Source organism: Rickettsia endosymbiont of Culicoides newsteadi (assembly GCF_002259525.1).
Taxonomy (GTDB): domain Bacteria; phylum Pseudomonadota; class Alphaproteobacteria; order Rickettsiales; family Rickettsiaceae; genus Tisiphia.
In genome coordinates this window covers 1-4,433 of the sequence record NZ_MWZE01000102.1, presented here as the reverse complement: position 1 = coordinate 4,433, position 4,433 = coordinate 1, and the positions used below count along the sequence as shown (strand labels likewise).

The window sequence follows — 4,433 nt, the reverse complement described above, 5'->3', positions numbered from 1 at the left end:
CAAGTGAAAATGCCTTGTTCAAATTGGTTTTTTGTGCTATAAAACAGATTACAGCAAAGTGGAATATGCCAATCCCAGATTGGGCGGTAACCGTTTCCCAGCTAGATATTTTCTTCCCTGATAGGTTGAATTTTAGACTATGATATTCTATACTGACACAGCTCAGCGAACGTTCTCAATTTTCGATCAAAACTATCAATACAAAGATTTCGTAAATCGTACAATTTACGGAATCTTTGTAATTTACTACTAACATTAAAGTAGGTAATTATCACAAAAATTATTTACTTATCTAATCATACCTAATATGCTTTCTATTGCAAAATGTAAATTTATTACTCACCTTACGCATGGCATTTAAAAGTCATATAGAAAATAGCTTGGCGTCATTGCGAGAAGCTACTTTAGTAGCATTGAAGCAATCTAATGAATGTGGATTGCTTCGACCACGTAGTGGTCTCGCTAATAGCGTTTTGTACTTTTCCGAAATTTTTAAATTGTCATGGGGTTTATGCGTAAGGTAAGTTTATTATGTTTATCAACATGTCAGAATTTCCTTTATTGGGATGACACCATAACTGTTGAAAGTTGAAAAGAAAGCTAAATTATAACTAAAGATTGTATGTAAATATAAACTTAGGGTAATTACCATACAAACCCGTCATTGCGATGAGGTCGCCAGACTGACAAAGCAATCCATTTCTATTCACTTTTTCTTGGATTGCCGCGTCGCCGCTTTTAGCGGCTCCTCGCAATGACGTTTTTATGCTGTTTAATACTTATAGAATAAAAATTGTAGGGTATGCTATGACCTCTAAAACTACTTCCTTTTCTAACTTTCGACAGTAGACCTCTTGCATAACCTAAAGATAATTGAGGAATTTTTAGGAGAAACAAAGTCGAGTACCGCAGCGTACTGAGATGTACGCGAGAAACGGAGACGAGTTTTGATAACAAAATTACCAATTAGATTAGGTTATACAAGAGGTCTAGTTGTATCACCTAGAAGGCTGTCTATGATAATTAATTAAACATAAGTGGCAAAACATGAAAAAGTTATTATTTCTAATCTGTTTGTGTTCTACTATTGCTATAGCAAGTGAACCTAACTATTATCCTAATAGGCTTAATTGCTGTAAGATTACTAAGAGTACAATAAATGATTATGAACCGCTAGAGTTTCAATCATCCAATAACTTACTTAGAAGCACAGGTCAACAATCGGTCTATCGTGGTACAAAAATTATAGTGAAGGGTATATTGTTAGACCAGCATTGCGTTCCAGTATCAGATGCAAAAATATATTTATGGCAAGTTGGAAGTGATGGAAAATATCCCTATATACCACTTCGTACTCGTATCAATAAAAAAATGCTAAATCTTGTAAGTAAATCAAGTTTTACCGGGTCTGGTACGGCTACTACCAATAATAAAGGGGAATTCTATTTTATTACTATATACCCTAGTAAAATTGGTCGTGAAACTGCTAATGTAAACATTAGAGTTGAGCATTTGGATCTTGGGCAATTACAAACTAAGTTATATTTATCTAACTCAATGGTTGATTTAGATAATTGCGGAGAAGTTAGCCATGTTCTGACTAGTGTTCATAGTGGCATCAAAACTTATGAGTTTAAGGTTGTGATGCCAGGACGAACATTCAAAAGATATTAAAGGTTGGATTATTTACATCCGCAACAATCTTCTACAATGGGCTTTTCTAATGGCTTTTTTAGTCCACAAGAAGTTAAAATTAAGCAGCTTAATAATATTAGAGGTAAAAAAATATTGTTTTTCATGATAATTAATAAATTAGTTGGCAATAATTCTATTGTTTATAGGTATATTAAAAAATATAGTAAACTGTTTTTTTTGATTGTAGCATACTTATTGTGCATCACTAATAGTTTTGCATTAGATTATAGCAAGTCAGGCGTAAAAATGCTTGATTCATCTCCCGTTCCAGATACGGTATTTTTTTTCGATGATAAAGGTGAAAAATATTCTCTTGATAATTTTGAAGGAAAAACGATATTATTGGTATTTTGGGCAACATGGTGTGCATCTTGTGTTAAGGAAATGCCAGATTTAGATATATTGCAAAAAGATTTTAGAAAGCTACCATTTGCTATAATTCCTGTATCACAAGACTACCAAGGCATAGAGGTTATACAAAAATATTATAAAAATTATGATATAAGATATTTACCAATCTATCATGATTTTAGGAATCAATTATTTAAAGCTCTTTCAATAGTTGGTATACCAACTGCTATTCTAATTAGTCCAGATGGAAAAATGTTAGCAAGTTTTGTTGGTATTATTAATTGGTACGATACAGAAATTCGGAATATTATTTTGTCAAATATTCCTGGAAATCATCCAGAACCCAAGAATAGTTACCGTGAACAAACGATTAATCAACCGATTAATCAACAGTTAGCACCTAAAGAACAGAAAGATAAAAAACTAGAAGTACAACAAAACATAAAAGAAGATCATAATGCTTCTGAAGAAACAAAAAAGGAGTAACCAATGCGTAAATCACATAATAAAAATTCAATTGCCGACACGAAATTTGAACAGGTAATTGCTAAACGTCAAGTAGGTAAGTTAGAACAATTATTTTCCTTGTTACCTATAATAGGTTCCGGGGGATCAAAACCGGTGATTGCGGTTCTTCGCCTTAGTGGAGTTATCGGTAAAGTAAGCTCAATAAAATCAGGGCTAACTATTGAGTCACTACATGAGTTAATTGACAAGGCTTTTGAAATCAAAAATCTTGAGGCTCTATGTTTAAGTATAAATTCTCCAGGTGGTTCACCTGTGCAATCTGAGCTGATTAGTAAACGTATAAGATTGTTAGCTCAGGAAAAGAAAATACCCGTGTATAGTTTTGTAGAAGATGTAGCAGCATCTGGTGGATATTGGCTTGCCTGCATTGGCGACCAAATATATGCGTCTAGGAGTTCAATTATTGGTAGTATAGGAGTTATTTCGACTGGTTTTGGGTTCCCTGCTGCTATCGATAAGCTTGGTATAGAAAGGAGAGTCTATGCAGAAGGTAAAAATAAATCTATTCTTGATCCATTTCAACCAGTGCAAAAGGAAGATATTAAAATTATTAAGCATCTACAAAAACAGATTCATCAACATTTTATAGATTATGTTAAAGAACGTCGAGTCAGTAAGTTAACTCAAGAAGATGATATTTTATTTAATGGAGAATTCTGGTCTGGACAAACTGCTGTTGATTTTGGTTTAATTGATGGTATAGATGATATGTATAGTTTTATAAAAAAGAAATACGGGGATGTCACTATTAAATATGTAGCTAATAAACAATCATGGATTAAGAGAAAGCTTGGTATGGTAAGGCATGATTTCGTGCAAGAATTTTCTGATAGCTTGATTGAATCGATAGATAATAAAATTACCTATGATAGATTTAATATACGGTAATATAACTCATCTTACAATTTTTATGCTATACTTTAGTTGCTCGTGAAATTATATAGAATAAACAATAAACCATAGTATTTATTACAGTAATTATTGGGGTAATTGGTACATCAAGATATAATGATGCTGTTAAACCAAGGAAATTTACAATTAAAGCCACGATAACTGAATTGATAATCATTTGAGCAGGGTTACTAGAAATCATCCTAGCCGTCATGGTTGGAATCAACAAAATACTAGTGACAAGTAGTGCTCCAACAATTTTAATAGTCGAGAATACTGATAAAGATAAAAGTAACAAAAATGCCAATTCAATGGTTCTTACTTTTATCCCTTTAATTTGAGCAATATCTCTATTAATTACAATTAGAATAATCTGACGGTAGAAATAGCAAATGAAAAAAATAACTAACAGAAATATGACTGATAAAATTAATATATCATTTAAGGAGCTAGATAAAATATCGCCAAATAATAGGCTAGTAATCTTAATCTGTAGTGGATACATATAACTTATTACCAAAGCCAAAGATAACATAAAATTTGATACCAAGATTACCACATTACTGCCACCTGATCTATTTTTTAAGGTAAATACTAAGATAGCAAAGATAATAGCGACAATTAATCCCGAATAAACAACAGGCAAATGGATTAGAAGACTAATACTCCCAGCCAGTAAACTAGCATGCGACAAACCATCACCAAAATAAATATATTTTTTCCATAAACTTAGACAACCAAGGGGAGCAAAAATTAAACTAATTAGAATTATAGTTAATATTATTAGAGTCATTTATACGATTTTTAATAAATAAATTGAGAATAGCACTTAGTGCTTAATTATTTTTATGGTTATATATAGCCATGTATAGACTTACCCGATAATGCAAGAAAAAAATAATATATAACAGCAAAAAAATCGAATGCAGTCATGTATCCGGCTTATAGTTAATAAATTACCTTAAATT

The 4,433-nt window shown here is 31.8% G+C and carries 4 protein-coding genes and 1 pseudogene; 4 read left to right on the top strand and 1 reads right to left on the bottom strand.

Annotated features, from left to right (window positions below; genetic code table 11):
* The 4 genes and pseudogenes from RiCNE_RS08605 to RiCNE_RS06060 form a co-directional block, all read left to right on the top strand.
* A pseudogene (locus tag RiCNE_RS08605) lies at positions 1 to 143 on the top strand (IS256 family transposase); the annotation flags it as partial.
* A 904-nt stretch (positions 144 to 1,047) separates the two neighbouring features.
* Entirely contained in the window at positions 1,048 to 1,674 is a 627-nt protein-coding gene (locus tag RiCNE_RS06070) for a dioxygenase family protein (RefSeq protein WP_094649690.1), read from the top strand.
* Between the two features lie 123 nt (positions 1,675 to 1,797).
* On the top strand, positions 1,798 to 2,532 hold the full coding sequence (locus tag RiCNE_RS06065; RefSeq protein ID WP_094649691.1) for a TlpA disulfide reductase family protein: 735 nt from the start codon (positions 1,798 to 1,800) through the stop codon (positions 2,530 to 2,532).
* 3 nt (positions 2,533 to 2,535) lie between these two features.
* A complete protein-coding gene (locus RiCNE_RS06060; protein ID WP_094649689.1) occupies positions 2,536 to 3,462 on the top strand; it encodes a S49 family peptidase in 927 nt (308 codons plus the stop codon).
* Positions 3,463 to 3,487: 25 nt separating this feature from the next.
* Here the strand turns inward: RiCNE_RS06060 and RiCNE_RS06055 are convergent, their stop codons facing one another.
* Positions 3,488 to 4,258, bottom strand: coding sequence for a metal ABC transporter permease (locus RiCNE_RS06055; RefSeq protein ID WP_094649688.1), 771 nt, complete (start codon positions 4,256 to 4,258; stop codon positions 3,488 to 3,490).
* Positions 4,259 to 4,433 lie beyond the last annotated feature (175 nt).